The following is a 551-nucleotide window of genomic DNA, read 5'->3' on the forward strand; positions in this document are numbered from 1 at the left end:
GTTGAAGGCGTAAGCCTTGCGCAGGGTTTCGACGTCGCTCCACGGCAGGGCGATCTTGTTGCGTTCGGCCAGGGCGAACAGCAGTTCAGGCTCCAGCGAACCTTCCAGATGCAGGTGCAGTTCGGCTTTGGGCAAGGCGTTGAGCCAGTCGTACATAGTCTTTTCTCATCAGGTGCAATGCCGGCATTCTACAGAGGCTGGCCGCAACAATTGGCAAAACCTGACCAGGTGATCGATCAAACCGCCTCTTGTTCACGGCGATAGGCGTAGGTATCGGCGAAGCGCGACAGCAGGAATTCGGCACAGGTGGTGGTCGGATATTTCGCCGGATGCTGTGCGTCCTGGCAACCGGGCAGGCATTCGATGCGCGTGTCCGGGTGCGGTTCGGCGAAGAACGGCATCGAATAGCGATCCACGCCCAGCGGGCTGATCACCCGGTGCGGGGTCGAGCGATAACGGTCGTTGCTCCAGCGCGCCATCATGTCGCCGAGGTTGACCACGAACGTGCCGTCAATCGGTGGCGCGTCGATCCATTCACCATTGACGTTCTT

1 protein-coding gene and 1 pseudogene are annotated in these 551 nt (G+C 59.9%); both read right to left on the minus strand.

What is annotated here, in order from left to right; all coding sequences use genetic code 11:
• A pseudogene (locus J5M71_RS26835) lies at nt 1-156 on the minus strand (adenosine deaminase); the annotation flags it as partial.
• Between the two features lie 80 nt (nt 157-236).
• Nucleotides 237-551: 2OG-Fe(II) oxygenase family protein (locus tag J5M71_RS26840; protein ID WP_279382384.1), on the minus strand; the 315-nt coding region annotated here is incomplete at its 5' end.

The sequence above is a fragment of the Pseudomonas sp. 43(2021) genome (assembly GCF_017490805.1).
GTDB lineage: Bacteria > Pseudomonadota > Gammaproteobacteria > Pseudomonadales > Pseudomonadaceae > Aquipseudomonas.